The 26006-nt window shown below is 58.1% G+C and carries 27 protein-coding genes; 15 read left to right on the top strand and 12 right to left on the bottom strand.

Annotated elements, in window-relative coordinates:
• Positions 1–15: 15 nt before the first annotated feature.
• Together Q6A51_RS12960 and Q6A51_RS12965 are read right to left on the bottom strand one after the other, a co-directional pair.
• Positions 16–222: an SEC-C metal-binding domain-containing protein gene (locus Q6A51_RS12960; protein WP_111757795.1), complete on the bottom strand. Its 207-nt coding sequence runs from the start codon at positions 220–222 to the stop codon at positions 16–18.
• A gap of 62 nt (positions 223–284) precedes the next feature.
• Positions 285–782 carry an LEA/WHy family protein gene (locus Q6A51_RS12965; RefSeq protein ID WP_201017339.1) on the bottom strand — a complete coding sequence of 166 codons (498 nt, stop codon included), beginning with the start codon at positions 780–782 and terminating at the stop codon, positions 285–287.
• A 101-nt stretch (positions 783–883) separates the two neighbouring features.
• Between Q6A51_RS12965 and Q6A51_RS12970 the strand changes: the two genes are divergently transcribed.
• A complete protein-coding gene (locus Q6A51_RS12970; RefSeq protein ID WP_201017338.1) occupies positions 884–1402 on the top strand; it encodes a hypothetical protein in 519 nt (172 codons plus the stop codon).
• An 80-nt stretch (positions 1403–1482) separates the two neighbouring features.
• Here Q6A51_RS12970 and Q6A51_RS12975 read toward each other — a convergent pair whose 3' ends face one another.
• Positions 1483–1956, bottom strand: a complete 474-nt coding sequence (locus Q6A51_RS12975; RefSeq protein ID WP_201000085.1) for a YchJ family protein — start codon at positions 1954–1956, stop codon at positions 1483–1485.
• Between the two features lie 3 nt (positions 1957–1959).
• Positions 1960–2457, bottom strand: a complete 498-nt coding sequence (locus Q6A51_RS12980) for a DUF6231 family protein (RefSeq protein WP_201017337.1) — start codon at positions 2455–2457, stop codon at positions 1960–1962.
• Positions 2458–3187: 730 nt separating this feature from the next.
• Between Q6A51_RS12980 and Q6A51_RS12985 the strand changes: the two genes are divergently transcribed.
• The 8 genes from Q6A51_RS12985 (at position 3188) to Q6A51_RS13020 (ending at position 10435) form a co-directional block, all read left to right on the top strand.
• The gene (locus tag Q6A51_RS12985) at positions 3188–3865 is read left to right on the top strand and encodes a hypothetical protein (RefSeq protein ID WP_201017336.1); all 678 of its coding nucleotides are present in this window, start codon (positions 3188–3190) and stop codon (positions 3863–3865) included.
• Between the two features lie 24 nt (positions 3866–3889).
• Positions 3890–4777, top strand: coding sequence for a 2Fe-2S iron-sulfur cluster-binding protein (locus tag Q6A51_RS12990; protein WP_201017335.1), 888 nt, complete (start codon positions 3890–3892; stop codon positions 4775–4777).
• A gap of 14 nt (positions 4778–4791) precedes the next feature.
• Entirely contained in the window at positions 4792–6003 is a 1212-nt protein-coding gene (locus Q6A51_RS12995) for an ATP-grasp domain-containing protein (RefSeq protein ID WP_201017334.1), read from the top strand.
• Positions 6000–7181 (top strand): ATP-grasp domain-containing protein, encoded by a 1182-nt coding sequence (locus tag Q6A51_RS13000; RefSeq protein ID WP_304574951.1) that lies wholly within the window; start codon positions 6000–6002, stop codon positions 7179–7181. Before Q6A51_RS12995 ends, Q6A51_RS13000 begins: the two co-directional genes overlap by 4 nt.
• The gene (locus Q6A51_RS13005; protein WP_304574952.1) at positions 7181–8278 is read left to right on the top strand and encodes an arginine deiminase family protein; all 1098 of its coding nucleotides are present in this window, start codon (positions 7181–7183) and stop codon (positions 8276–8278) included. The genes Q6A51_RS13000 and Q6A51_RS13005 overlap by 1 nt, the downstream gene beginning before the upstream one ends.
• Before the next feature lie 27 nt (positions 8279–8305).
• Positions 8306–9253, top strand: coding sequence for a DMT family transporter (locus tag Q6A51_RS13010; protein ID WP_201017331.1), 948 nt, complete (start codon positions 8306–8308; stop codon positions 9251–9253).
• A 155-nt stretch (positions 9254–9408) separates the two neighbouring features.
• Positions 9409–9684, top strand: coding sequence for a DUF1145 domain-containing protein (locus Q6A51_RS13015; protein WP_201017330.1), 276 nt, complete (start codon positions 9409–9411; stop codon positions 9682–9684).
• On the top strand, positions 9677–10435 hold the full coding sequence (locus tag Q6A51_RS13020; RefSeq protein WP_201017329.1) for a collagen-like protein: 759 nt from the start codon (positions 9677–9679) through the stop codon (positions 10433–10435). Before Q6A51_RS13015 ends, Q6A51_RS13020 begins: the two co-directional genes overlap by 8 nt.
• A 68-nt stretch (positions 10436–10503) precedes the next feature.
• Here Q6A51_RS13020 and Q6A51_RS13025 read toward each other — a convergent pair whose 3' ends face one another.
• A complete protein-coding gene (locus tag Q6A51_RS13025; protein ID WP_304574953.1) occupies positions 10504–10968 on the bottom strand; it encodes a CopD family protein in 465 nt (154 codons plus the stop codon).
• A 107-nt stretch (positions 10969–11075) separates the two neighbouring features.
• On the opposite strand from Q6A51_RS13025, the gene dinG reads away from it, so the two are divergent.
• From dinG to Q6A51_RS13050, 5 genes are all read left to right on the top strand, one after another.
• Entirely contained in the window at positions 11076–13220 is a 2145-nt protein-coding gene (dinG, locus tag Q6A51_RS13030; RefSeq protein ID WP_201017327.1) for an ATP-dependent DNA helicase DinG, read from the top strand.
• A 90-nt stretch (positions 13221–13310) separates the two neighbouring features.
• The gene (locus tag Q6A51_RS13035; RefSeq protein ID WP_201017326.1) at positions 13311–14459 is read left to right on the top strand and encodes a serine hydrolase domain-containing protein; all 1149 of its coding nucleotides are present in this window, start codon (positions 13311–13313) and stop codon (positions 14457–14459) included.
• Positions 14460–14617: 158 nt separating this feature from the next.
• A complete protein-coding gene (locus Q6A51_RS13040) occupies positions 14618–15640 on the top strand; it encodes an OmpA family protein (protein WP_201017325.1) in 1023 nt (340 codons plus the stop codon).
• A gap of 79 nt (positions 15641–15719) precedes the next feature.
• A complete protein-coding gene (gene pdxH, locus Q6A51_RS13045; RefSeq protein ID WP_201017324.1) occupies positions 15720–16367 on the top strand; it encodes a pyridoxamine 5'-phosphate oxidase in 648 nt (215 codons plus the stop codon).
• Between the two features lie 168 nt (positions 16368–16535).
• Positions 16536–17000, top strand: coding sequence for an outer membrane lipoprotein (locus tag Q6A51_RS13050; RefSeq protein ID WP_201000075.1), 465 nt, complete (start codon positions 16536–16538; stop codon positions 16998–17000).
• A gap of 60 nt (positions 17001–17060) precedes the next feature.
• Here Q6A51_RS13050 and nhaA read toward each other — a convergent pair whose 3' ends face one another.
• Positions 17061–18233, bottom strand: coding sequence for a Na+/H+ antiporter NhaA (nhaA, locus tag Q6A51_RS13055; RefSeq protein ID WP_304574954.1), 1173 nt, complete (start codon positions 18231–18233; stop codon positions 17061–17063).
• A 282-nt stretch (positions 18234–18515) separates the two neighbouring features.
• Between nhaA and Q6A51_RS13060 the strand changes: the two genes are divergently transcribed.
• On the top strand, positions 18516–19577 hold the full coding sequence (locus Q6A51_RS13060) for a PLP-dependent cysteine synthase family protein (RefSeq protein ID WP_304574961.1): 1062 nt from the start codon (positions 18516–18518) through the stop codon (positions 19575–19577).
• 57 nt (positions 19578–19634) lie between these two features.
• On the opposite strand, the gene Q6A51_RS13065 is transcribed toward Q6A51_RS13060, so the two are convergent.
• The 6 genes from Q6A51_RS13065 to livH all read right to left on the bottom strand — a co-directional run bounded on the left by Q6A51_RS13065 (position 19635) and on the right by livH (position 25814).
• Positions 19635–21242 carry an NAD(P)/FAD-dependent oxidoreductase gene (locus Q6A51_RS13065; RefSeq protein WP_304574955.1) on the bottom strand — a complete coding sequence of 536 codons (1608 nt, stop codon included), beginning with the start codon at positions 21240–21242 and terminating at the stop codon, positions 19635–19637.
• 107 nt (positions 21243–21349) lie between these two features.
• A complete protein-coding gene (locus tag Q6A51_RS13070; RefSeq protein WP_201017321.1) occupies positions 21350–22042 on the bottom strand; it encodes a COG3650 family protein in 693 nt (230 codons plus the stop codon).
• Between the two features lie 123 nt (positions 22043–22165).
• Positions 22166–22867 (bottom strand): ABC transporter ATP-binding protein, encoded by a 702-nt coding sequence (locus tag Q6A51_RS13075; protein ID WP_201000070.1) that lies wholly within the window; start codon positions 22865–22867, stop codon positions 22166–22168.
• Entirely contained in the window at positions 22868–23635 is a 768-nt protein-coding gene (gene livG, locus Q6A51_RS13080; protein WP_201000069.1) for a high-affinity branched-chain amino acid ABC transporter ATP-binding protein LivG, read from the bottom strand. It lies immediately after the preceding gene.
• Entirely contained in the window at positions 23632–24888 is a 1257-nt protein-coding gene (locus tag Q6A51_RS13085; RefSeq protein WP_201000068.1) for a high-affinity branched-chain amino acid ABC transporter permease LivM, read from the bottom strand. The genes livG and Q6A51_RS13085 overlap by 4 nt, the downstream gene beginning before the upstream one ends.
• Entirely contained in the window at positions 24885–25814 is a 930-nt protein-coding gene (livH, locus tag Q6A51_RS13090; RefSeq protein WP_025261446.1) for a high-affinity branched-chain amino acid ABC transporter permease LivH, read from the bottom strand. Before livH ends, Q6A51_RS13085 begins: the two co-directional genes overlap by 4 nt.
• Positions 25815–26006 lie beyond the last annotated feature (192 nt).

Consider the following 26006-nt stretch of genomic DNA (forward strand, 5'->3'; position numbering starts at 1 on the left):
AAAATGCTCAGCGCTTCACGCGCCGTGGCACTTCTTGAATTTCTTGTCGCTGCCACATGGGCAAGGATCGTTGCGGCCAACGTCCTTCAGGGCGTTGCGCACCGGCTCCTGGTGAGCGTGACCGCAGTTCGGGCCGTGGACATGGCCGTGCTGGTGGTCGTGATGATCATGGTCATGATCGTGATTGCAATCAGGGCCATGCACATGGGCTTGCTGGTTCATCGGGGGTACTCCGCAATTAAATCGGCGCGCATTATCTCGCAAATGTGCGCACAGCAATACCTTTAGCGATTCTTGAGCAGCAGCTCACGGGGTTTTACCGTCTCACTGCGCTCGATAGTGGTGCTGTGCCGGAAAATGATCCCCGTCTTGATCCTGCCTTCGAGTCGGTAGCGAACCTCTTCGTCAGGGTCTTTCATCAGTTCGGCGATGTATTTCACGTGTCGCCATAGGTTGGTCCTGACTGGCACCACAAAGGTTTTCTGGCTGTGAGCTGCGACGAAAAACCAGTCATTGGACCTTTCGTCTGCCAGCAGTACATCGTTGAGCATGAGCTTGTAGCGAAAGCCACGCACCAGCAGACGTGAGTCGTTGGGGTTGTCGACAAGAAAGTGCAGATTGAAGTCCTGCTGCGTCAGCCTGGCCTTGACGACCTGGACTTTCAGCAGATGAACGTCCGGGTCCTGGAAGGACGTGATGCTGCTCCATGTCGAGCAGCCGGTCAGCCCCAGTAATAGCAATGCAAGGCTTATCGTTCTTGTAATTGGCGCCTGGATTGACATTGTTTTGCTCCGTTGGAGAGCTGAGTTTAGCAACTGGCTGGCTTGTTGGGGCTGTCGACGCTACGCCATACTCCCGTCATACGCAGTATGAGTGCCCTTGCATGAATCTCTATGAAATCGTCTTTTGCGGCCAGTTGGTTCCTGGCGCCCAGCTTGAGCGGGTAAAAGCCAATCTGGGCAAACTGTTTCAGGCCGATGAGCAGCGTCTGGCGCTGCTGTTTTCGGGGCGGAGCCTGGTGCTCAAGAGCAATCTCGATGCCGATGCCGCCGAGAAATACCGTTCGACCCTGGAGCGTGCCGGTGCTCTGGTCGAAGTGCTGGACATGAAACTGCCGGTCGAAGAAGTGGAACTGGCACCGCCGCCTGCAGAGCCGGGCACGGCCCGTTTGCAGATCAAGCCTCGGGATGTGTACATGGCGGCTTTTGTTGATGTCGATGCGCCGGATTTTTCTGTCGCCGAAGTCGGCAGCGACATGCAGGACCCCAGGCCCGAACAGTCGACACCGGCGCTGGACCTTTCAGCCTTGAGCCTGGCCCCGGCCGGTAGTGATATGGGGCAGGCAAAACCTGTCGCGAAAGCGCTCAATCCGGATATTTCACACCTGAAGCTCGTGCCATAAAGGCTTCATGGCCTCTTCGCGAATGAATTCGCTCCTACCGGTGTGGGAGCGAATTCATTCGCGAAAACAGTATTCCAGGTTTATCCAATGTAACTCGCACAACACTTCTTGAATTTCTGTTCGCTCCCGCAGGGGCAGGCGTCGTTGCGGCCAGCCTTGAGGGGCGCCGTGGGATCAATGAAGTACCAGCGGCCCTGATTCTGTACAAATGAAGAGCGTTCCCGGTGGCTGTGCTCACCGCTGCCGTCATGCCAGCGAGCCGTGAACGTGACGAAGGCATGTTCGGGCTTGCCACCGAAAACCTCCGAGCTTTCTACCTCAAGGCCCAGCCAGGTGCTTTGCGCACTCCACTGGGCAATGGATTCGCGGTCCAGCCCCTGTTTCTGCGCGGGCAGCGTGGTATCGACCAGATAATCGATCAATCCCAATACATAGGCGCTGTAGCGCGAACGCATCAGCTTCTCGGCGCAAGGCGCGGGTTGTCCCGCATGAAAATGCCCGCAGCAGGCTAACAACAGATCCCCGCTACCGCAGGGGCAAATAGCACTACTCATGACTCACCACCAGTATTTGCCGAAGTTTTCCGGGTTCGCCCAGAATTTCGAGTTCAGCCAGTCGGGTACTTGCTTGTATTCGCGCAAGTCGTAGGTGAACAGTGTCAGGATCTGCTCGTCGCGCTCAAAGCGTTCGCTCGCTTGCAGGGCCAGTGAAAAGAAATCGGTTTCCTGCCAGCCACAGGCCTGCAGGTCGGCCAGTACTGCGATGCGACTGGCATTGAGATTGCGGATACCGCCCAGCAGTTCCAGGCCGGTGCGCTTGGGGATGTGCTCCAGGCAATCGACCACCAGCGCCAGGTCAAAGCGCTGTGCAGCCAGTTCCGCTGGCAGGTTGCCGGGAGCCGCGAGTGCTACCTCGGTCTGTGGGTGTGCTTCCCGGAAAGCGTGCAGTGCAGGAAATTCCTGTGCTCCGACCAGCAGGAGGCGCTCGGGAGCATAACGGTCGAGCAGGGCGGCCAGTGCTTGTTGCGGGGTGCGGGTGGAATAGCCGACGGTCATCGAAAGTCCTCTGGTTGACCTGTAAGACTAGCCTGCCGGGCGGACTCTGGAAAGCGGCGACGCCCCTCGCTTTTATTCAATGCGCCGATCGGGCAACCAAACACTTTGTCTGTTGCATAGAACATAAAGTTGCTTGCAGACGTTTATCGAGCGCATTAGGATGTTGAGCAAAATTGGATCCAATGGAATGTTGTGCATGGAAGCTAAAAACGGAAAACATCGACCTGAACCTTGCGTGTGGCGATGTTGGCAATATTCCGCTTCCCCTTGAGCGTTGTTCTGTACGCATATCTTTTGGTGATATAGCCATTGGGCAGTGCGTCGGAAACTGCATCTTTTAATTCATTTGCAAGACCGCTGCTTCGGCGATGTCTTTGTAGATGCTTGCTGCCCGAAGAATATATACATGTGAGGGCGAGCCATTGAAGGGCTTGCCGTACGCTCGGTATAAGCATATCGACGCTATAGCGTAAAAGTTAATTAGATTCAGGTCTTGAAATTGAAATATACAGCGCTAATACTGCCGCTGCCCCGAAAAGGGCTTATTGAATGATGGCTTTGTAGTGTCAACTCTGTCTGATCTTTTGTCAGATGAGGCATATGCTGTTTTTGCCGGTCGTTCTTGAAATGAGTTATTTCTTTTGCTGTAGCAGTACGTGACAGGGATCAGCGTCTCGCTGAAATAAAATAGTCATTGATTTCAGATGACCATAATGGAGAGGTATAACCGATGATTTCCACTGATGTGATATTGAAAACGCTTGAGTCCACCGTTGATGCCTGCCTGGATGCAGAATTCAAGAAAGACAACATCATGGGCGAGTTCCACCAAGGAGACTGGTTCAATGAGCATTACTACAAGCGCCACATCCTGGAATGCGTAATCCGCATTCACATGAACAATGAACTGGACGCACGTGCCGTTCAGGTGGCGGCCATCGATAATATCTCCGCCGCCAAGCAACTCTCTTACTATCTGTATGATGAGTTTGGCCATGACGAAATGTTTGGGCAGGATCTCATCACTTACGGTTATTCCAAGTCCGACGTTCAGGCAGAGTTTGCCTTCCCGGAAACCTGGAAACTGATGGGCTACCTGAATCTGTGCGTCAGCAAGTTCGGCCCGCTGCCTGCGATCACCTGGGACTGGTTCCTGGAGTACTACGGCGATAAATACAGCTCGTTCATCACCCAGAAAGCCAGCGCCAGCATGGGCCAGCCTGCGGTGAGCGGCGCGGCCTCCCATGTCGCGTTCGACGAAGCGGAAGACCACAGCGGCATGATGAACAACATGCTGGCATCGGTCATCAAGGATGAAAAGGACCTGGACAAAGCCGTTGTCCATATCAAGGCTTTCATCCCGATGGTGGGCGAATACTTCCAGGCCCTGCGTGCTTCAACGCTTTAATACACATCACTGAAGGCCGGTGTAATGGCAACTTATAGTGTCCGCGTTGGAGAGCAGACCTACACCGCCGACAGCAGGCAGCCTCTTATTGATGCAATCCCCTCCGGAGCGCTCGTAAAAGGTTGCCTTAAAGGTGTGTGCAGAGTGTGTCGATGCCGATTGGTGTCAGGCCGCGTTCTGGAAGACGGTGTGGAAGTTACAGTACAAAGCGAGTTTCTGCCCTGTATAAGCAGGGCAGAAACGGATATTGATATTGTCCCCGCTATCAGCAGCTTTCATGCCGCCAGGCTCAAAAGTAAAACGTATTTGTCCGAACAGGTCATGGAAGTCGTCCTGGAGGTCAAGCGGGTTTTTTATAACGCCAAATCTGTCGTGACGTTGAAGCATCCCGAGCTTTCAGCGGTGCGCAGTTACTCCGTGGTCACGTTGGGCAAAAAAGCGTACGACAGCATCACGTTTCATGTGAAGTTACGCCCCGGTGGGCTGTTCTCAAGTCTGTTTGCAACGTTGTCCGTTGACGACCGACTGGAGTATTACATCGTGAGTCCTTCATTGCCTCACTATGAAAGCGCCATGAACCGTCTGAATATAGTCAGTGGCGGCAGCGGAATGGGGGCGGCATTGAGTCGTGCGCAGGAGTTGGTGGTAAAACACAATATCGGTGAAGTTGAGGTGTATGCCGTCAACCGTACCACTCTTTCCACCTACCACTCGGGCTGTATTGAACGATTTCGCAGTTCCGTTGAATGCAAGGTCAATGTCGTCAACATTCCTTATCGTGACTGGACCTGTGCGGATTTCGATATTGGCGAACACTTGGTAGTGGATGCACTTACGGTAGGTGTGGGGTCGGATCTGGTAATCGACAAGCTGAAAAACCTTCCTTTATGTGAACTCGAAAGTTTTGGATAGTCGGAGACTGAACAATGTCCGTAGTTGTCATCGATCCTGTTTCATCCGGCATAAACTATCTCAATGCAGCGCAGCAACTGGGCGTTGATTTATATGTCTTTTCTGTCGACGGGGGCGAGCAGGAGCTTGACCCGCAACTGCGTGCCAAGGCGCGTCAGGTCATCAAGATCGACACCGCTGATTTCGACGCACAGATGGCGGCGCTCAATGAGTTGGGAACCGTCAGTGCCATTCTTCCCGGCGTGGAGTATGCCGTCCCGATGGCTGCAAGCCTGGGCGCTGCGCAAGGTAAAACGCATCTTGGCGACAACGCCGTGCAACGGGTGCGCAACAAGTTCAACTTCCGCAGTCGTCTGACCGAGACGGGGCTCAGCGATATCGGATTTTTTCTGCTCAGCACCGACGAGCCGGTGGTCGTGCCCGCAGGCTTCAGCTTCCCGGCGGTGGTCAAGCCGGTCGATATGGCCGGGAGTATCGGCGTTCGCAAGCTTTATAACCATGAAGAGCTGGTCGAGGCCGTCAGCGCCTTTCGTCAGTCGTTGCCCAATGACATTGGCTTTACCGCCAGCGGACGCCTGATCGTCGAAGAGTACATTCCCGGCAACGAATACAGTATCGAAGGTGTGGTGCGTAGGGATGGCAGCGTCACCATCGCGTCCATCACCGAGAAACTGCTCGGCTCGGAGCCTTACTTCATCGAGATCGGCCATATCGTCGGCCAGGGCTACGATGAGGCGTTTCGCACCACTCTGAACGACTACACGCTGGCGGTGCTGGATGCCATCAGCCTGAACGTCGGCCCTTTCCATCTGGAGCTTCGGGTTACGCCCCAGGGCCAGCCCGTAGCGGTCGAACTGGCAGCCCGTCTTCCCGGCGACGGTATCGTCGAGCTGATCAAACGGGCCAGTGGAATCGATCTGGCCCTCGAAACGCTCTGTGAATACCTGAGCATCGATACGCCTGCCGCCCCCCAGGCGAGTGGTGTCAGTGCCATCGCCTTCATTCCCCGTGGCGAGAAAAGCGAATTTACCCGCCTGCACGGTCTCGGTGAGCTTATCGACAGTCCGTACTACCTCTCGCACCAGATTTACTTTCGTACCGGCGATGCGCTGGGCTCGGACCAGGACTGGACCTCACGGGTTGGCTACGTGATGTTCGGCGGCGTTGATGAGGCCGCAGTCAGAAGCCTGGTCGGGCGGGTACACAACGAGGTTGCAATCGTATGAAGCACGTTCTGATCATTAACCGCTACGACGACGAATTTTCCGATTACCGCAAATATATCGATCACACTCAGGTCGACGTTTCCTATATTTCCCTGGCGGGGCGTGCAGGGCTGATTGATCAGCAGCTCAGCTTCAAAGTGGTGGAGCTTGGCGTACTGGATGCAGGCCTGATATTGCAGGAAGCGCAGGCCATTCATCGTCAGCACCCCATCGACTTTGTCATCGCCTTCTCGGAATACGATCTGGATGCCGCTGCACTGGTCCGCACCGAGCTTAATATCAGCGGTGCGAAAATCGCCGACAACCTGCTGTGCCGTAACAAGGCCAGTATGAAAGAAGCACTACAGGGCTCGACCGTCCGCTACCCGCAGTACCGAAACGTGTTGTCGCGTCTGGACGTGGAAGAGTTCTGCCATGCGCACGGCTACCCGGTGATCCTGAAACCTCAGGTTGGCGCGGCTTCGGACGGTGTCGTGAAGATTGACCGCCTGACCGATATCCCCGACCTGCTGGATTTCACCGGCTATGAAGTGGAAGAGTACATAGAAGGCGATATCTATCACGTCGACGCCATACTGGCGGGCGACAGTACTCCGTATTTCAAGGTGTCGAAATACTTGAACACCTGCCTGGATTTTCGCAATGGCCAGCCGCTTGGCTCGGTGGCTGTCGATAATTCTCGGTTCATCGAGGCGGTGCAGGCTTTTACCAGAGAAGTCTGTGTTCGGCTGAACCTCAAGGATCAGGCCATTCATCTGGAGCTTATCGAGCGGCGCGGCGAACTGGTGTTTCTGGAAATCGGCGGTCGGGTCGGCGGTGGCGAGATTCCGTTTGTCGCCATGCGCAGCGAGGGAATCGATCTGTATGAGCTGTGGACCCGTGCTGCGCTCAAGGACCATGTCCCGCCTGTCAAAACCCGGATCACCGGTTTTCTGATGATGCCCAACCCCTTCACCACTGGCTTTGCCTTCGACCCGAAGATGCAATTGTCCCACCCGCTGCTGGCCTATAGCAGCGTTCAGCGGCAAGGCGAATCCAGCGAGTTCAGCTACGAAGAAATCCCCGCACGGCTGCATTTTGTGGGCGAAACCCAGGCTGAGGTGGAAGACGCCATCCTGTATTGCATGGACGTCCTGCAGACCTCCATTCGTGCCGACTCAGTGCGGGAGGCGAGCTGATGACAGTGCTTGTGCAACTTCCCTCCATCGTACAGCCTGTGGCCATGTCGGTATTCATGGAGGCGCAGCAGCCTTACTCGCTGCGTCAGGCCGATGCCGATGTGCTGGCCCTGGCCGCATCGTTCAATGCCGCAGGTATCCCGACGGCTTTTCTGTCCGACGCGCTGTTCAATGAAGACGGGCCGCACGTCCCGCTGGAAGATATGCGGCAACTGGCCGGGAATGCGCTGCGCTTTGCCGACGATATTCCACAGGAGCGCCAGCGTCTTGCCCACGAACAACTGACGCGCAGCAGTCGCCGGGAACTGGCGGAAATCATCATCAACCAGCCGAAACTCCGGCTGCATTACGATGATGAACTGGGCCGCATCAGCCCTGACGCCACTTATGAAACGTATGAAATTCATCCGTTGTACGGGCTGCTGTTCCCGCGAGACCATTTCATGAACGTGGGCGGCCAGCCGGTTTTCGGCCGCTTGAAACGCCAGGACCGGGCGCGGGAAGTTGAAGTGGTGAAAAATGTAGTCGCCGCCCATGGCTATCCCCTTGTGGAACTCGACCATGTGCTTGAAGGCGGTGACTATCAGGAAAACGAGCGCGTATCGATCATCAACACCGGCTTTCGGACCCAGGTCGAGACGCTGCACTTCTTGCTGGGGTCCAGCCTGCTCAAGAGCGATGTCGTGCTGGCCGTCGAGGATGGGTGGCACAACCCTGAACAGTTCCACCTCGACCACTACGTATCCCTGCTGCGCGGCGACTTGCTGATCGATACGAAACGAGCCGACGCCATCGACCGCTCACGGGTGAGCCTCTATCACCGTACACCTTCTGGCTGGCAGCTCTCGCAAGAACACCTGACGTTGCGCCAGGCCGCAGAGGCTGTGGATCTTGAGCCGGTGTTGCTGGACGAATCGATGATGTCAGCCTGGTGCGCCAATGCGTTCTCACTGGGCAAGCATGTCTGGATCGATCACAACGCACCCACGGGCTTGCTGGATCGGCTGTCGGCGCGTGGCTATGACATTCATCGGGTCTCTTTCGCCGAACACCAGAAGCAATTTGGCGGCATTCATTGCGCCACCCAACTCATATAACTTCTTATATAACTTCGAGGACCCGTCATGACGGTGGGTAATAAGTCTGTTCTGCCCGTTCTGGCACTGATCATCAGCACCATTGGTGTGGCGTCGGCGATTGCGTTCGTCAAGCTCAGCGAGGTGGATGCCACTTCAACGCTGATGCTGCGCATGTTCATCGCTGGCGGCATGGCCTATGCGTTTACCGCCTTGCCGCCCGGCAAGAACAAGGATGTGGAAACCATCACTCCAGGTCGCAGCCGTAGTGTCATGTTGGCCCTGTTGCTGCTGTCGGGTGTGGTGTCGTGCATCGATCTGCTGTCCAACCACTGGGCGGTGAAGCTGACCAGCATGGCCAACACCTCGATCCTGATGAACCTGTCGCCGGTCTTCGTGGCGATTTTGTCCTTTCTGTTTCTCAAGGAAAAAATCGGCACCTCTCAGGTATTGGCGCTGGCCCTGAGTATCGCGGGAGCCTGCCTGCTGGTGTTTGATGGCAGCGCGAGCCTGACATTCTCCAGCCAGAGCGTGACTGGCGACCTGTTGGCCCTCAACTCGGCGCTGTTCTATGCGATCTATCTGATCCTGATCAAATCCCTGCGCGACTGCTTCTCGTCCCGCAAGATAATCATCTGGAACAGCTTCACCTGTGCCTTGCTGCTGTTGCCGGTGGCCCTTGTCACCAGTCAGCAGATTTTGCCGGACACCCTTTATGGCTGGCTGGTGATTGCTCTGTTGGCGTTGATCAGCCAATTGCTGGGGCATGGGTTGATGGCCTATGCGCTGCGTCATGTCGACGTGGTGCTGGCCTCCGTCTCGGCGCTGGCTCGTCCGGTGGTCGCGATTCTGATCGGCTTCTTCTTTTTCGACGAGAAGCTGGCCGCGCTGCAATGGGTAGGCGTCGCCGCCGTGCTGCTGGGCGTCTGGTGGTACAAGCGCCCGGCACCGGTGGTTCAGCCTGTCATTGAGGGCAAGGCCAGCAGCCAGGCCTGAAAACCGGAAGCCCCAGCCTCGATGCCGCCGTCAGTCCGGTCTTTTTTCACTCCACCGCTGGCATATTTGGTGTACAGGACGTCTACTGTGCGGCAACGAAAAAGCGTGCGAAGAATTCGCTTTCGTAAACGCATCATGACCATGGGGGGCAGGCGATGAAGCTGTTTTGGGGGCTGGGCAAGGTATTGACGCTGGGGTTCTGGCTGGTGGTGATGGTCAATTCGGTCATCGAGGCTCCCAGTCCGTTCGGCATCATGATCGATATGGCAGGCAGCCTGGTGCTATTGACTCATTTGCTTGAGTTGATCCTGTTCAACGGCAGCCTGCGCGGTCGCCGGCATCCGTGGCGTGATCGGGGGAAAATCCTCATTTTCGGTATCTTCCATGTCCAGGCCATAGGTCGTCGTCCAGCGGAGTCCACTCATGCGTAACCTTTTTCTCCTGGCGGCCTTGTTCAGCCCGCTGGCCTTGGCGCAGACGATCAATGTCGATGCGCACTCCCTGATGCGTCTGCCGGGTAACAGCAGCGTTCTGCAGGTCGAGCGTCTGGAGGTGGCGGATTACGGCACCTTGCTGATCCCGGCAAATATTACCGAGGTCAAGGTCGGTGAGCTGGTGCTGGGGCATGAGGCACGTATCGCCATCGTGCCGGGTTCGCAGACTTTCAGCCTCGTCGTCAGTCATGGCGAATTGGCCTCTGGCAGCCAGATCATGGCGCGTGGCGCACCGGGGACCTTTGAAAAAGCGGCCTTGCCGGGACGCAATCTGATCCTGCGCTTGCAGAGCCTGAACGCCGAGCAACTGTCGATCGATGCCCGTGGCGGTGCCGGTGCGCGAGGTTATGCAGGGCTTGATGGTGGCAATGGTCAGGCGCCGGGTTGCACCTGGGGGCAGGCGGGTCGCGGTTATGACGGTGACAATGGCGGTAACGGCCATGACGGTGCGGCAGGTGCTCAGGTTCGTCTGGAGCTGCCACAGAGTTTTGCTGCCGAGCGTATCAAGGTCAACGTCGAGGGCGGTGCCCCTGGGCCGGGTGGCGAGGGCGGCAAACCGGGCAAGGGTGGCGAATCCAAAGGCTGTATCGTCTATCGGGCCGATGGCGGCAAGCCGGGGAAACCCGGGCAAGTAGGGCAGCCAGGTGCCGCAGGACCTGCCGGTGCATTGAGCCTACAGCGTCTGTAACGCCGTTTCGTCAGGCCCGGAGCATGCTTGTGCCGGGCCTGGCTTATATTCAAGACAGATTTTTCCTTTCAGAAAGTCGGCCGGGCCGCCGCAATTGCAACTACAGTCAGGCCAACGATCAGATTGATCCCCACCAGACGCCTGATCCTGCCCAATGCAGCGGCACCTTCGGCCCACTGTCCGGCCTCCACTGCGCGTTGCAACTCCGGGAGCTGTAACGACTGGATACGCAAGAACAGTGCAACCATCACTACATACAGCCCCATCATGACCTGCACATAACGTGGTGCTGTCTCGAAGCTGGTGAAGTTCAACTGGATCATGCCGACGCCGGTAATGGGCAAGACCACGATAGCTGCCCAGACCCAGACGAAGAACCGTGGAAACACCTGAAGCCACAGTTTCAGACGCAGCGGACCTTCCAGTGCCGCGCCGACAGCCGGACGAAGGACCATCCAGGCGAAAAACATTCCGCCAACCCAGACCAGGACAGCCAGAACATGCAGTGTGTAGACAGGGGCGAAAGCAGTCATCAGGTACTCCGTTCTGCGCGGATGGATTTAGCGCGGTATGATAGCGCCCACTTGGAACCACTGAAAATTTATCCAGCCTTTTTTGCCGTGCCGCCGAACCCGAGCCAATGATCAGTACCGAATTAAAATCCCAGATACAGGGCGCTTACTCGCGTTTCCTCGAAGCCAAGAGCCTCAAGCCTCGCTATGGCCAGCGTTTGATGATCGCAGAGGTCGCCAAGGTGCTGGGCGATGTCGAGACCGATGAGGAGGGACGGCGTTCTGGCGACCCGGCAGTGGTTGCGGTGGAGGCGGGCACCGGTACGGGGAAGACCGTAGCCTATGCCATCGCCTCTATCCCCGCGGCCAAGGCTGCGGGCAAGCGGCTGGTCATCGCCACGGCAACCGTCGCCCTGCAAGAGCAGATCGTCTACAAGGATCTGCCCGACCTCATGCGCAATAGCGGCCTGAACTTCAGTTTTGCTCTGGCCAAGGGGCGCGGGCGCTATATGTGCCTGTCCAAACTCGACATGTTGTTGCAGGAAGGCGATGCGACCAACGCCACCGCGCAGTTGTTCGAGGAGGAGGGCTTCAAGATCGAGGTCGATGAAGCCAGCCAGAAGCTTTTCACCAGCATGCTCCAGAAGCTGGCCGGCAATAAATGGGATGGTGACCGTGATAGCTGGCCTCAGGAACTGGCCGATCAGGACTGGGCCCGTCTGACCACCGACCACAGCCAGTGTACCAACCGCCATTGCCCGAACTTCCAGCAGTGTGCGTTCTACAAGGCTCGCGAAGGCATGGGCAAGGTGGACGTGATTGTCACCAACCACGACATGGTGCTGGCAGACCTGGCACTGGGCGGCGGCGCGGTGCTGCCCGACCCACGCGACACCATGTATGTGTTCGACGAGGCTCACCACCTCCCGGACAAGGCCATCGGCCACTTTGCCCACTACACCCGGTTGCGCTCCACGGCCGACTGGCTGGAGCAGACGGCCAAGAACCTTGCCAAGCTGCTTGCTCAGCACCCGCTGCCCGGCGATCTGGGCAAGCTGATCGAACAGGTTCCCGAACTGGCGCGTGAGATCAAGGGACATCAGCAATTCATGTTCGGTGCCTGCGAGCAACTGGCCGATTTCCGCGCCGGTGAAGACATGCAGGGGCGTGAGCGCCCGCGCCATCGTTTTGTCGGCGGTGTCATTCCCGAGCATATTCGCGAGATGGGGATTGAGCTGAAGAAGGGCTTTGCGCGGCTGGACGATCTGTTCACGCGCCTGACCGAACTGCTCAAGGACGGCATGGATGGCGAGGTGAATATCGGCATTGCCAGTCATCAGGCCGAAGAGTGGTATCCGCTGTTCGGCAGCCTGCTGGCCCGTGCCCATGGCAACTGGGAGCTGTGGACCGCCTTTACCGCCGAAGACCCGGAAGACAGCCCGCCGATGGCGCGCTGGTTGACCCTGGCCGACAGCGGCGCGCAGTTCGATATCGAGGTCAATGCCAGCCCGATCCTGGCGGCTGAAATGTTGCGACGCAATCTCTGGAACATTGCCTATGGCGCTCTGGTCACCTCGGCGACCCTGACCGCCCTGGGAAAGTTCGACCGCTATCGCATGCGTGCCGGCTTGCCCAAGGGAGCAGTGACGGCGATTGTACCCAGCCCGTTCCATCATGCCGACGCTGGCGTACTGCGGGTGCCTGACCTCAAGGCCGACCCCCGCGATGCGGTGGCACACACGGCGGCAATCATTCGCGAACTGCCGGATCTGGTGGAAGGCTCACGGGGCACGCTGGTGCTGTTTTCATCCCGCAAGCAGATGCAGGATGTCTTTGATGGCCTGGACCGCGACTGGCGCAAGCAGGTCTTCATTCAGGGCAACCTGTCCAAGCAGGAAACCCTCAACAAGCACAAGGCGCGGGTCGATGGCGGCGATTCCAGCGTATTGTTCGGGCTGGCCAGTTTTGCCGAGGGTGTGGATTTGCCCGGTGCATACTGCGAGCACGTGGTCATCGCCAAGATTCCGTTCGCGGTGCCGGATGACCCTGTGGAGGCCGCGCTGGCGGAATGGATCGAAGCCCGAGGCGGCAACCCGTTCATGGAAATCGCCGTGCCCGATGCCTCTTTGCGTCTGATCCAGGCCTGTGGCCGGTTGCTGCGCACCGAAGCGGATCGCGGCACCATTACGTTGCTGGATCGGCGCGTGGTGACGCAGCGCTATGGCAAGGCCATTCTCAATGCGCTGCCGCCGTTTCATCGGGAAATTTCCTGAAGCATCTGCTGGGTGGCGGCAGTTCCCAAAGTCGCCAATCGCTGAAACAATGCACGCCTTTTCAGGCAACAGTCTTGTGGGAGCCAGCGGGTGCAGATTCAGGGCTATTTCGAGCTTAAATTTGAAGCAGTGCGTGAAGCTTTCGCCGCGCTTTTCGACGACCCGCAGGAGCGTGGCGCGGCGTTGTGCATTCAGGTCGGTGGCGAAACCGTCATAGACCTCTGGGCGGGGACCGCCGACAAGGACGGCACCCAGGCCTGGCACAGCGATACCATTGCCAACCTGTTTTCTTGCACCAAGACTTTTGCTGCCGTTGCCGCCTTGCAACTGGTGGATGAAGGCAAGCTGAAACTCGATGAGCCCGTCGCCCGGCTCTGGCCCGAATTTGCAGCCGCAGGCAAGGGCTCGATCACCTTGCGCCAGTTGCTGTGCCATCAGGCTGGTCTGCCGGCACTGCGCGAGCAACTGCCCGCAACCGCCCTTTATGAGTGGGACACCATGACCGCAGCCCTGGCGGCCGAACAGCCTTGGTGGGTTCCTGGCCAAGGGCATGGTTATGCGGCGATCACTTATGGCTGGCTGGTGGGCGAGATGTTGCGTCGCGCCGACGGTCGTGGGCCGGGTGAGTCCATCGTGTCCCGCATCGCACGGCCTCTCGGGCTCGATTTTCATATCGGGCTGGCCGACGAGGAATTCGACCGGGTGGCGCATATCGCTCGCAGCAAGGGGAATATGGGGGACGACGCTGCCCAGCGCCTGCTGCAAGCACTCATGCGCGAGCCTGACGCCATCGCCACCAAGGCTTTCACCAATCCGCCGTCGATCATGACCAGCACCAACAAGCCCGAATGGCGCCGCATGCAGCAACCGGCTGCCAATGGCCATGGCAATGCGCGCAGCCTTGCCGGCTTCTATAGTGGCCTGCTCGATGGCAGCCTGCTTGAAGCTGAACTGCTCAATGAGCTGACTCGCGAGCACAGCGTCGGTCAGGACAAGACCCTGATGACTTCCACGCGCTTTGGCCTGGGTTGCATGCTCGACCAGCCCAATGTGCCCAACGCCACTTATGGCCTGGGGCCGAAAGCATTCGGGCATCCGGGAGCAGGCGGTTCAGTGGGCTTTGCCGATCCCGATTACGAGGTCGCTTTCGGCTTTGTCACTCACACGCTGGGGCCTTATGTGCTGATGGACCCCCGTGCACAAAAACTGGTCAGGACACTGCGTGAGTGTTTGCAGTAACTATCACTCATAAGTGCTTGTTTCATACCGACTGTCAGTTAATGAGGTGTAAGAGGAACCGTACGACGGTTTCTTTTTCCAACTGAGTCTTTATGCGTGTTATACGGACGTAGCCAAGTCCCTACGTCCCTTGTCATCAATACTGCTGTGGGTCATCCATGTTATCCAATAAAAGTCTCGTTCTCGCCCTGTGTATTGCCGTCACTGGCTGTGCCCAAACCCCTAAAACCGATTCTGCCGATGTTGCCGATACGGGCAGCCATTGGTGGCAGTTTGGTTTTGGCAAGGATGCTCCAGCGGATGATGTAGCAAAAGCTCCTGCTCCGGCGTCTGCCCCGGCTCCTCAAAAGGCGGCTGTGGTTGATTCCCTCGCCAAGACTGAAAAGAGCAACCCGTGGTACTGGCCGTTCGGTAGCAGCGATAGCAAGAAGGACGAGCCTAAAGCCGTGCCGATGCCCGATCCGAAAGTCACCCAGGCCTGGCTCGACGAGTACGAGCCGCGCCTGCGTGCGGCGATCAAGGACAGCCCGTTCGAGCTTGAGCGACGTGAAGACCTGCTGGCCATTACCGCGCCGGTCGATACCTCGTTCAACCCTGACCGTCCGGCCATGTTGCTGCCAGTGACCCTCGGCCCTATCACTCGTCTGGCCAAGCTCGTCGAAGGTGACCCCAAGACTGCCGTACTGGTTCTTGGTCATGCCGACACTTCGGGTGTCATGGCTGCCAACCAGAAAATCAGCCAGGAGCGGGCGCAATCCGTTGCTGCGATCTTCCGCCTCAGTGGTCTGGAGCGTAATCGCCTGAGCCTGCGTGGCATGGGGGCCGTGATGCCGCGTGCTGCCAACGACAGCGCTCAGGGTCGCTCGCTCAACCGTCGGGTGGAAATCCTGCTGACGCCGCAGGACACCATGGTTGCGCTGATGAGCAAGTATGTCGTGCCACCGACTGCGCCCACCATGGTCGCTACTCAGGACGTCAAGCCTGTTGTCCCGCCAGCACCCGCCAAGAAAGCGGCTCCTGCCAAGAAAGATACGGCCAAGAAGGCTGCACCTGCGAAGGCTGCCACCGCCAAGAAAGCTGCGCCCGCCAAAGCCACGGCGCCAGCCAAGAAAGCTACTGCGGCCAAGGATGCTCCTGCCAAGACCGTAGCCAAGAAAACCGGCGATCAGGCCAGCAACTGATCGTCTGGCTGACCCGTATCATTCCCGAAGGGGAGTGAGCGGGTCAGACTTCGCATTATTTCGGTGAAGGAACCCTGTCATGACCCAAGCCCTGGCCGATATGCGCCGTGATTATGCTCGCGATGGTTTGACCGAAGCGCAGGCTCCCGATGAACCCTTTGCCCTGTTCCACAAATGGTTCGACGAAGCGGTCAAGACCGAGCAGGCACCTGTAGAAGCCAATGCCATGACGCTGGCGACAGTCGACGAGGAGGGGCGTCCGCATTGCCGGGTTCTGCTGCTCAAGGGGCTGGATACTCTGGGCTTCACGTTCTTCACCAACTACGACAGCGCCAAGGGGCAGCAACTGGCTGCTCGCCCATTTGCAGCCATGACCTTCTTCTGGCCGACCCTGGAGCGTCAGGTGCGTATTGAAGGGCGCGTGGTCAAGGTCAGTGCGCAAGAGTCAGATGCGTATTTCCAGGTTCGTCCATTGGGCAGTCGTCTGGGCGCCTGGGCATCGCCGCAAAGTCGGGTGATTGCCGATCGTGCGCAGCTTGAAGGCATGATCAAACAGACGGAGCAGCGTTTTCTCGATACACAGCCGCATTGCCCGGATCACTGGGGCGGCTATCGTCTTTTACCTGAGCGGATCGAATTCTGGCAGGGACGTCCAAGCCGTTTGCATGATCGTTTGAACTATCGTTTGATAGACGATCAATGGATACGTGAGCGTTTGGCGCCCTGAGCTTTTATTTAAAGGTTAAGGCGGGAATTATCCTGTTACCAGATCATCATAGCGTTACATGGCACGTCGCTGTATGACGCCTGAATGAACTTAAATTGCAGGAGCAGGGCAGTGACAGCGCCGATGGCGCGGAGTCTAATGGCCACTTGTTCCTTTGGAGATGCCTTTATGCGCAAGTCTGCTTTTCTGGTCGCCTCGTTCACAGCGATGGCACTGACACTGGGCGGCTGTACCTCGAATCTCACCGGTGATTCCTACTCCCGTGACGAAGCCAGGACTGTACAGACCGTTCGCCTGGGTACTGTCGAATCTCTGCGACCTGTCAAAATCGAAGGCACCAAGACGCCAATCGGCGCAGGTGCCGGTGCAATTGTCGGCGGTGTGGGCGGTAGCGCCATCGGCGGCGGGCGCGGTAGCGTGGTTGCTGCGGTAGTCGGTGCGGTTGCTGGTGGTTTGCTCGGTTCCATGACTGAAGAAGGTCTGACCCGTACTCAGGGTGTCGAAATCACCGTGCGTGAAGACGACGGCAGCATGCGTGCCTATGTACAGCAGGTTCAGGAAAACGAGATTTTCCGTGTGGGCGAGCGTGTTCGCATCATGACCGTCAATGGCACGAGCCGTGTGACGCACTGATCTGTTTTTCATGCTGTGAAAGAAAACCCGAGCCTGGCTCGGGTTTTCTCGTTATGGCGGTTATTGCCTGGGTTGCCTGCTAGACATCAGCATGACGCCATAACCGATCAATGCCGAAAGTATGGAGCCGGTCAGAATGCCCATGCGGTCCACACCCGCGTAATCACTCGTGCCGGACTCGAAAGCCAGTGAGCCGACGAACAGGCTCATGGTGAAGCCGATACCGCACAGGATCGAAACGCCCAGTACCTGCCCCCAGTTCGCCTCGTTCGGCAGTTTCGCCATACCGGTCTGTATCGCCAGCCAGGTCAGCCCGAATACCCCCAGCGTCTTGCCCAGTAGCAGGCCTGCTGCAATCCCCATCGGTACTGGATGCGTGAAGCTGTCCAGAGTGACACCAGTCAGCGAAACACCGGCATTGGCAAAGGCGAAGAGCGGCAGGATTCCATAGGCGACCCACGGGTGCAGCCCATGTTCCAGGCTCAGTAGCGGTGAAGCCTTTACCTCCTTGATGCGCAGCGGTATGCAGAATGCCAGCACCACGCCTGCCAGAGTCGCATGCACGCCGCTTTTGAGTACGCACACCCAGAGCACCAGACCGACCAGCAGATAAGGCCCCAGCTTTGCCACGCCGAGCCTGTTCATCACGATCAGGGCCAGGATGGCGGCACCGGCTAATATCAGCGACAGGTTCGACAGCTCTCCCGAATAAAACAATGCAATGACGATGATCGCGCCGAGGTCGTCGATGATGGCGAGGGTCATGAGAAACAGTTTGAGCGATACCGGCACGCGCTTGCCGAGCAGCGCGAGAACACCCAGGGCAAAAGCGATATCGGTGGCCATGGGAATGGCCCAGCCGCCCAAGGCTGTCGGGTCGTCCTTGTTGAGTGCGTAATAGATAAGTGCCGGAACGACCATGCCGCCAATGGCTGCTGCGCCGGGCAGCACTATCTGTGAGGGGCGGGACAGATGCCCCTCAAGTACTTCGCGTTTGACTTCAAGCCCGATGACCAGAAAGAACAGGGCCATCAAGCCGTCGTTGATCCACAGCAACAACGGCTTGGCGATTTTTATCGCGCCTATCTGTGCCACTACCGGAATATTGAGGAATTCGTTGTACAGCCACGACAACGGGGAGTTGTTGATAATCAGTGCCAGCGCAGCAGCAGCGATCAGCAGCAAACCGCCTGCTGCCTCAAGTTGAAAGAAACGTATGATCGTATTTCGCATCGGTGCGGTTATGCTCCATGGTCTTCAAGGAAAAGCCCGCTACCCTACCGTTTACCTGCAAGGGTTAAAACAAAAGTTATATTCGTTTTGGTTCTAAAGGTAACGGCCCGTTTGCAGCCTTTGAAGTCTAACAATTATGTAACTTATTAATTCCTAACTGTGCCTGTTTTGGTTGTAGGGTATTTCCTAAAATCGCGTTCTCATTATCTTTATGTAACTTCCGGATATTTTGGAAAGAGAAGTCAGTAAATGATCGATAACCGCCCCTAGTCCCGTGAAGCCATTCGCATCATCGAAGCCGACTTCCAGCGCAGCGCCGATACTCACCTGATTCCCTTGCCACTGCCCGGGCTACCCGGCGTGGAGCTTTATTTCAAGGACGAGTCCAGTCACCCCACCGGCAGTCTCAAGCATCGTCTGGCGCGTTCGTTGTTTCTGTATGCGCTGTGCAACGGCTGGCTCAAGGCCGGAGCGCCGGTTATCGAAGCGTCCAGCGGCTCCACGGCGATTTCCGAGGCTTACTTCGCCCGTTTGCTGGGCTTGCCGTTCGTGGCGGTCATGCCGGCGAGTACTTCCCAGGCCAAGATCGATCAGATTGCCTTCTATGGCGGCAAGAGCCATCTGGTCCAGGACCCGACGCAAATCTATGCCGAGTCCGAAAGACTGGCGCGGGAAACCGGCGGGCATTTCATGGATCAGTTCACCTATGCCGAGCGGGCTACTGACTGGCGGGCGAACAACAACATTGCCGAGTCGATCTTTCAGCAACTGCGTTTTGAAAAGCATCCAGAACCGAGCTGGCTGATCTCTAGCCCAGGCACGGGCGGCACGACCGCAACCCTGGGGCGCTACGTTCGTTATCGCCAGCACCCTACACGTGTTCTGTGTGCCGATGCCGAGCGCTCGGTATTTTTCGATTATTACCGCAGTGGCGATGCCAGCTTGCGTCTGGAGTGCGGGTCACGCATCGAAGGTATCGGCAGGCCGCGTGTCGAGGCCTCGTTCCTGCCCAATGTCATCGATGCCATGGTCAAGGTGCCGGACGCCTTGTCGCTGGCGGCCATGCATTACCTGGCCCGGCGACTGGGGCGCAAGGTCGGCGGGTCCAGCGGCACCAACCTGATCGGCGCGCTGCTGGCGGCCCGGCAGATGGTCGAAGCGGGAGAGAAGGGCTCGATTGTGGCGATTTTGTGCGATGGCGGCGAGCGCTATGCCAGCACGTATTACGATGAGGCCTGGCTCAAGGCTCAGGGGTATGAACTGGCGGGACTGATCGAGGGTATTGCAGCCTGTGCCGAGCAAGGCAAGGCCTTGCCCGAGGGTGTGCTGCGAGCAGGCTTGTAGGATCGAATTCATTCGCGAAGAGTTTGCGAATGAATTCGATCCTGCAGCGGATGGATTTTATTCAATCCCCAACATGTTGCGTGCCAGCCCTTCGGCAATCCGGATACCGTCCACGCCTGCCGACAGGATGCCGCCGGCATAACCGGCACCTTCACCTGCCGGGTACAGGCCTTTGACGTTCAGGCTCTGCATGTCTGCACCGCGGGTGATGCGCAGTGGGGCGGAGGTGCGGGTTTCGATGCCGGTCAGGATCGCATCATGCTGGGCAAAGCCTTTGATCTGCTTGTCGAACGCAGGCAATGCTTCGCGAATGGCTTCGATGGCGTAAGCGGGCAGGGCGTCAGCCAGGTCCATCAGTTTTACGCCTGGCTTGTAGGACGGCTCGACGCTGCCCAGCTCGGTGGAAGCCTTGCCTGCAATGAAGTCGCCGACCAGTTGCGCAGGCGCTTCGTAGGTGCTGCCACCCATCAGGAAGGCGTGGGATTCCAGGCGTTCCTGTAGCTCGATCCCGGCCAGCGGGCTGCCCGGATAGTCTTCCGGGGTAATGCCGACCACGATGCCCGAGTTGGCGTTGCGCTCGTTACGCGAGTATTGGCTCATGCCGTTGGTGACCACCCGGTTTGGCTCGGAGGTCGCCGCCACAACAGTACCGCCAGGGCACATGCAGAAGCTGTACACCGAACGACCGTTGCTGGCGTGGTGCACCAGCTTGTAATCGGCAGCGCCCAGTTTCGGGTGACCGGCATACTTGCCCAAGCGGGCACGGTCGATCAGGGATTGCGGGTGCTCGATACGGAAACCCACCGAAAACGGCTTGGCTTCCATGTACACGCCACGGCTGTGCAGCATGCGGAACGTATCGCGGGCGCTGTGACCCAGGGCCAGAATCACATGGCGCGACTCGATGCGTTCGCCGCTGTCCAGCTCTACGCCCTGCAACTGGCCATCTTCGATCAGCAAGTCGGTGACACGCTGCTGGAAGCGCACTTCGCCGCCCAGGGCTTCGATCTGCTGACGCATGTTTTCAACGACGCCCGTCAGACGGAAGGTGCCGATGTGGGGTTTGCTGACGTAGAGGATTTCTTCCGGTGCGCCTGCTTTCACGAATTCGTGCAGAACCTTGCGACCGTGGAATTTGGGGTCCTTGATCTGGCTGTAGAGCTTGCCGTCGGAAAAGGTCCCGGCGCCGCCTTCGCCAAACTGCACGTTGGATTCCGGGTTGAGGATCTTCTTGCGCCACAGGCCCCAAGTGTCCTTGGTGCGCTGGCGTACTTCCTTGCCGCGCTCAAGAATGATCGGCTTGAAGCCCATCTGTGCCAGCAGCAGGCCCGCGAAAATCCCGCAGGGGCCAAAGCCGACCACGATCGGGCGCTCTTTCAGATCCGCAGGAGCATGGCCCACGACTTTGTAGCTGACGTCCGGCGCCGGGCCGACATGGCGGTCATTGGCCAGTTTGCGCAGCAGGGCTTCTTCGTCGCGCACCTGGAAATCGATGGTGTAGATGAAGAACAGCTCGGAGGACTTCTTGCGCGCATCGTAGCTGCGCTTGAACAGGGTGAAGTCCAGCAGTTCGCTGCTGTCGATACCCAGGTGCTGCAACAAGGCAGCGCGCAGGTCTTCGTCCGGGTGATCGATCGGCAGCTTGAGTTCGGTGATTCGTAACATTAAGGGGTCCAGTTTTCGGGCCGCAGGTTCAGCCCGACAGCACTACAAGACCGGCGATTATAAGCGCTGAACCCCTGTCACGGCGAGTCGGCTGGCCCGATGCCGCATCAATCGTTACGCGAACCACCGTAATACCCGCAGCCACGCTGGGTCTGACCGTTGACGCGCAGTTCGGCCGACAGGTGCTGCACCGATCCATTGACGCTGTCGACGCAACGCTGAGGCGTCACCCAGAGTTCGATGCGTTGATTGTTGGCTTCGGTACTGACGCTGAAGCTGCCATCGGGCAGTTGTTCTTCAAGATAGGGGAAGGCCAGCGCTTCCTGACCCTCACGTTCCAGAACCATGCCCTTGCCGCCGACATTGACGTTCCAGGCAGGCTTGTTGCCGCTGGCGTGCAAGGTCAGGCGCTTGAAGTTGAGGTCTTCGCAGGACTGGTCGGGACGTTCGACGCGATAGAACTGATACAGGTCCACTTGCCCGTCACTGTTGACGGCCTTGCTGGCAACGAAGTTGCCACGCAGATCGGCAAACACCTGGCCCTTGCTGTCGGCCAGCGAGGCGGCTTCCTGAAGGATACCGGTGTTGCCGCGATCCTTGACCACGTAGCGACGTTGCTCATGGCATGGCTTGAACAGCAACTGCCCGTTTTCACCGGTCAGGTCGCCCTGCATGCGGATCATGCCAGCGGTAGACACCTTGGGCGCATCCTGCGACTTGCCCAGTGGAAGCCCGAGCATCTGGCACCCGGCGAACAGCGGCAAGAGAGCGAATACAAAGGCGGAACGAACAGCGGACATGAGGAGGCCTCCAGATAAGAGCCGCCACGTTACTCAGCCTGCCGCCTCATCACAAGGGCTGTGAGGGGGGGAGCGAATTTATTCGCGAAGCTTCACGGATAAATCCGCTCCCACACCCAAAGATCAACCGCCCAGGTAGGCATCCCGGACTTTCGGGTCCACCAGCAGCTCTTCCCCGGAACCCTGCATCACCACGCGACCGTTCTCCAGAACGTAGGCGCGGTCGGCGATTTTCAGGGCCTGGTTGGCGTTCTGCTCCACCAGGAACACGGTCACGCCATCACGGCGCAGTTGTTCGACGATCTCGAAAATCTGCTGAATGATGATCGGTGCCAGGCCCAGCGACGGCTCGTCCAGCAACAACAGCTTGGGCTTGCTCATCAGCGCACGGCCGATGGCAAGCATCTGCTGTTCGCCGCCAGACATGGTGCCGCCGCGCTGGGTGAAGCGCTCCTTGAGACGAGGGAACAGGTGCAGAACCTTGTCCATCTGCTCCTGATAGTCACCCTTTTCGGTGAAGAAACCGCCCATGGCCAGGTTTTCTTCGACCGTCAGGCGTGCGAACACGCGACGGCCTTCCGGCACGACCGCGATGCTCTTGCGCATGATGATCGAGGATTCCAGCCCCACCAGTTCCTCGCCCATGTAGCGAATGCTGCCGCTGTGGGCGCGAGGTGATCCGCACAGGGTCATCAACAGCGTGGACTTGCCCGCGCCGTTGGCCCCGATCAGGGTGACGATCTCGCCTTTGCGTACTTCGACGTTGACGTCGTGCAGCGCCTGGATCTTGCCGTAGAAGGTGGAAACGTTTTCAAACTGCAGCATTTACGCTTCCCCCAGGTAGGCTTTGATCACTTCAGGATTGTCGCGGATCTCTTGTGGTGTGCCGTCGGCCAGAGGCGTGCCCTGGTTGATCACCACGATATGGTCGGAAATGCTCATGACCAGTTTCATGTCGTGCTCGATCAGCAATACCGTGGCGTTGTGATCGTTACGCAGCACGCCGATCAGTGCCTTGAGGTCTTCGGTTTCCTTGGGGTTCAGGCCGGCTGCCGGCTCGTCGAGCATCAGGATGCGCGGACGGGTCATCATGCAGCGGGCGATTTCCAGACGACGTTGCTGACCATAAGCCAGAGTGCCAGCTGGCCGGTTGGCGAACTCCTTGAGGTTCACTGCTTCCAGCCAGTGTTCGGCATAGTCCATGGCCTCGCGTTCGCTTCTGCGGAACGCCGGGGTCTTGAACAGGCCGGACAGGAAGTTGGTGTTCAGGTGGCGATGCTGAGCGACCAGCAGGTTTTCCACGGCGGTCATGTCCTTGAACAGACGCACGTTCTGGAAGGTACGGACCACGCCTTTGCGAGCGATCTCGTGGCCGGCAAGGCCCTGGATCGGCTCGCCATCGAGCAGGATGGTGCCCGCGGTCGGCTTGTAGAACCCGGTCAGGCAGTTGAAGACCGTGGTCTTGCCGGCACCGTTGGGGCCGATCATCGACACGACTTGCTTTTCATTGACGGTCAGGCCAACGCCGTTGACGGCCAGCAGGCCACCAAAGCGCATGCTCAGACCCGAGGCTTGCAGTAATGGACGGCTCATTTACGCAGCTCCATGTGAGGGCGCTGCATAGGCAGGAAACCTTGAGGACGCCAGATCATCATCAGCACCATCATGGCACCGAACATCAACATGCGGTATTCGCTGAATTCACGCATCAACTCGGGCAGCAGGATCATCACGATGGCAGCGAGGATGACACCAAGCTGCGAGCCCATGCCGCCAAGGACGACGATGGCCAGGATGATTGCCGATTCGATGAAGGTGAAGGACTCCGGCGTCACCAGACCCTGACGGGCGGCGAAGAAGCTACCGGCGAAACCTGCGAACGCAGCACCCAGGGTGAAGGCCGACAACTTGATGACCGTCGGATTCAGGCCCAGAGCCCGGCAGGCGATTTCGTCTTCACGCAACGCTTCCCAGGCACGGCCGATAGGCATGCGCAGCAGGCGGTTGATGACGAACAGCGCGGCCAGAGCCAGCAGCAGGGCAACCAGATAGAGGAAGATCACCTTGTTGATCGAGTTGTAGGTCAGGCCGAAGAACTCGTGGAAGGTCTGCATGCCTTCAGCCGCCTTGCGCTCGAACGTCAGGCCGAAAAACGTTGGTTTTTCAATGTTGCTGATGCCGTTCGGGCCGCCGGTGAATTCGGTCATGTTGCGCAGCAGCAGACGAATGATTTCACCGAAGCCCAGGGTCACGATGGCCAGATAGTCACCGCGCAGACGCAGTACCGGGAAGCCCAGCAGGAACCCGAACAGCGCAGCCATCAGCCCGGCAATCGGCAGGCAGATCCAGAAACCCAGGCCGAAGTAGTGCGAGAGCAGGGCGTAGCTGTAGGCACCGACGGCATAGAAGCCGACATAACCCAGGTCCAGCAGACCGGCCAGACCGACCACGATGTTCAGGCCCAGGCCCAGCATCACGTAGATCAGGATCAGTGTCGCAATATCCACCGCGCCACGGGAGCCGAAGAACGGCCAGACCAGCGCGACCATTACCAGAGCCAGAATGATCCAGCGCTGTGTGCTCGGCAGTGTCAGGAAGTTACTGGCCTTGGACGGTACGCTCGGCAGACTTGGCGACGAGCGCCAGGCGGCCGATATCTGCTCATGGAACAGCACGCGCACGAACATGAGCGCGGCACAGGCCAGGATGATCGTCACGGTTGTGGTACTGGCACCAATGACCGTCAGGTTTACCCCGACGATTTCCAGTTTCAGTCCCAGCACCGGATAGGCGACAGCCAGCACCAGCAAGGCGCTGAAAAACGCCGACTTGAGATTCTTGGTCATACTTTTTCAACCTCCGGACGGCCAAGCAGGCCGGTCGGCCGGAACAACAGCACCAATACGAGAAGACTGAACGCAACGACATCCTTGTACTGATCGCCGAAAACGTCAGCGCCGAATGCCTCGGCTATGCCCAGTACCAGACCACCCAGCATGGCGCCGGGAATGCTGCCGATACCGCCCAGTACCGCAGCGGTGAACGCCTTGATACCGACCAGGAAGCCAGCGTTGGGGTTGATCACGCCGTATTGCATGCTCAGCAGCACGGCAGCAATGGCCGCCAGGGCTGCACCGATGACGAAGGTCAGGGCAATGATGTTGTTGGTGTTGATACCCAGCAGGTTGGCCATCTTGATGTCTTCGGCACAGGCACGGCAGGCGCGACCCAGGCGAGAACGGGAGATGAACCAGGTCAGGCCGAGCATCGCGACCACGGTCACGATGAAAATCAGCACCTGCATGTACGAGATCACGACTTCATGGGTGCTGGCAGAGCCGAACACGAAGTTGCCGGGAATCAGGTTGGGAATCGACTTGTCCTTGGAGTCCTGCGAAAGCAATACGGTGTTTTGCAGGAAAAGGGACATGCCGATGGCGGAAATAAGAGGGATCAACCGGTTACTGCCACGCAATGGCCGATAGGCCACACGCTCGATGGCATAACCATAGGCACTGGTTACGACAATACTCGCGGCGAAGGCAGCGGTGATCAGCAGCGGCAAGCTGCCAAGGCCCATCATCGTCAGGCCCGCGATGGCGATGAACGCCACGTAGGAACCGATCATGTACACCTCGCCGTGGGCGAAGTTGATCATGCCGATGATGCCGTAAACCATGGTGTAACCGATGGCGATCAAGGCATAAGTGCTGCCAATGGTCATGCCATTAACCAGCTGTTGGAAAAAGTGATAGATGTCTATCTCGGGCATTACAGCGCTCCTAAAAACCTGCTCTGTGTTTCACTGGTGAAGTCTTTACCGGCTGCACGTCGTGCTCTGGGTCCACGTTTGTTACAGCTGGGTCTGTTGGGGGGGGGGGGCGCCCCCCCCCCCGCACACCCACCCACCACACCGATACAACCCTCTATACTTAATATATTTTTTATATTATTAGTTTATTTT

Origin of the sequence: Pseudomonas serbiensis, assembly GCF_030580745.1 — a bacterium.
Taxonomy (GTDB): Bacteria; Pseudomonadota; Gammaproteobacteria; order Pseudomonadales; family Pseudomonadaceae; genus Aquipseudomonas; species Aquipseudomonas serbiensis.

What these genes read in the sequence shown, in the direction of transcription:
- Q6A51_RS12960 (WP_111757795.1), bottom strand. Translation starts at nt 222, where the DNA reads ATGAACCAGCAAGCCCATGTGCATGGCCCTGATTGCAATCACGATCAT.
- Q6A51_RS12965 (WP_201017339.1), bottom strand. Translation starts at nt 782, where the DNA reads ATGTCAATCCAGGCGCCAATTACAAGAACGATAAGCCTTGCATTGCTA.
- Q6A51_RS12970 (WP_201017338.1), top strand. Translation starts at nt 884, where the DNA reads ATGAATCTCTATGAAATCGTCTTTTGCGGCCAGTTGGTTCCTGGCGCC.
- Q6A51_RS12975 (WP_201000085.1), bottom strand. Translation starts at nt 1,956, where the DNA reads ATGAGTAGTGCTATTTGCCCCTGCGGTAGCGGGGATCTGTTGTTAGCC.
- Q6A51_RS12980 (WP_201017337.1), bottom strand. Translation starts at nt 2,457, where the DNA reads ATGACCGTCGGCTATTCCACCCGCACCCCGCAACAAGCACTGGCCGCC.
- Q6A51_RS12985 (WP_201017336.1), top strand. Translation starts at nt 3,188, where the DNA reads ATGATTTCCACTGATGTGATATTGAAAACGCTTGAGTCCACCGTTGAT.
- Q6A51_RS12990 (WP_201017335.1), top strand. Translation starts at nt 3,890, where the DNA reads ATGGCAACTTATAGTGTCCGCGTTGGAGAGCAGACCTACACCGCCGAC.
- Q6A51_RS12995 (WP_201017334.1), top strand. Translation starts at nt 4,792, where the DNA reads ATGTCCGTAGTTGTCATCGATCCTGTTTCATCCGGCATAAACTATCTC.
- Q6A51_RS13000 (WP_304574951.1), top strand. Translation starts at nt 6,000, where the DNA reads ATGAAGCACGTTCTGATCATTAACCGCTACGACGACGAATTTTCCGAT.
- Q6A51_RS13005 (WP_304574952.1), top strand. Translation starts at nt 7,181, where the DNA reads ATGACAGTGCTTGTGCAACTTCCCTCCATCGTACAGCCTGTGGCCATG.
- Q6A51_RS13010 (WP_201017331.1), top strand. Translation starts at nt 8,306, where the DNA reads ATGACGGTGGGTAATAAGTCTGTTCTGCCCGTTCTGGCACTGATCATC.
- Q6A51_RS13015 (WP_201017330.1), top strand. Translation starts at nt 9,409, where the DNA reads ATGAAGCTGTTTTGGGGGCTGGGCAAGGTATTGACGCTGGGGTTCTGG.
- Q6A51_RS13020 (WP_201017329.1), top strand. Translation starts at nt 9,677, where the DNA reads ATGCGTAACCTTTTTCTCCTGGCGGCCTTGTTCAGCCCGCTGGCCTTG.
- Q6A51_RS13025 (WP_304574953.1), bottom strand. Translation starts at nt 10,968, where the DNA reads ATGACTGCTTTCGCCCCTGTCTACACACTGCATGTTCTGGCTGTCCTG.
- dinG (WP_201017327.1), top strand. Translation starts at nt 11,076, where the DNA reads ATGATCAGTACCGAATTAAAATCCCAGATACAGGGCGCTTACTCGCGT.
- Q6A51_RS13040 (WP_201017325.1), top strand. Translation starts at nt 14,618, where the DNA reads ATGTTATCCAATAAAAGTCTCGTTCTCGCCCTGTGTATTGCCGTCACT.
- pdxH (WP_201017324.1), top strand. Translation starts at nt 15,720, where the DNA reads ATGACCCAAGCCCTGGCCGATATGCGCCGTGATTATGCTCGCGATGGT.
- Q6A51_RS13050 (WP_201000075.1), top strand. Translation starts at nt 16,536, where the DNA reads ATGCGCAAGTCTGCTTTTCTGGTCGCCTCGTTCACAGCGATGGCACTG.
- nhaA (WP_304574954.1), bottom strand. Translation starts at nt 18,233, where the DNA reads ATGCGAAATACGATCATACGTTTCTTTCAACTTGAGGCAGCAGGCGGT.
- Q6A51_RS13065 (WP_304574955.1), bottom strand. Translation starts at nt 21,242, where the DNA reads ATGTTACGAATCACCGAACTCAAGCTGCCGATCGATCACCCGGACGAA.
- Q6A51_RS13070 (WP_201017321.1), bottom strand. Translation starts at nt 22,042, where the DNA reads ATGTCCGCTGTTCGTTCCGCCTTTGTATTCGCTCTCTTGCCGCTGTTC.
- Q6A51_RS13075 (WP_201000070.1), bottom strand. Translation starts at nt 22,867, where the DNA reads ATGCTGCAGTTTGAAAACGTTTCCACCTTCTACGGCAAGATCCAGGCG.
- livG (WP_201000069.1), bottom strand. Translation starts at nt 23,635, where the DNA reads ATGAGCCGTCCATTACTGCAAGCCTCGGGTCTGAGCATGCGCTTTGGT.
- Q6A51_RS13085 (WP_201000068.1), bottom strand. Translation starts at nt 24,888, where the DNA reads ATGACCAAGAATCTCAAGTCGGCGTTTTTCAGCGCCTTGCTGGTGCTG.
- livH (WP_025261446.1), bottom strand. Translation starts at nt 25,814, where the DNA reads ATGCCCGAGATAGACATCTATCACTTTTTCCAACAGCTGGTTAATGGC.